At 56.1% G+C, this 278-nt stretch carries 1 pseudogene; it reads left to right on the top strand.

The features are described 5' to 3' along the window. Positions 1-278 (top strand): annotated as a pseudogene (locus ACRXB1_RS37640) (IS3 family transposase); the annotation flags it as partial.

Raw genomic sequence — 278 nt, forward strand, 5'->3', positions numbered from 1 at the left:
TTAGCCGCTACGTGGTCGGCTGGATGATCGCTCCCCGGGAGACTGCTGAACTGGCCGAAATGCTGATTGCCGATACCGTCGCCGGACAAAACATCGAACCGGGTTGCCTCACACTGCACGCCGATCGCGGCACTAGCATGCGCTCGAAGACCGTCGCTGCCTTGCTCGTCGATCTGGAAGTGATCAAGACTCATAGTCGGCCTTATGTTTCCAATGACAACCCGTTCTCCGAATCGCACTTCAAGACGTTTAAATATCGTCCTGACTTCCCGGATCGC

It is taken from the genome of Caballeronia sp. M23-90, assembly GCF_053574605.1.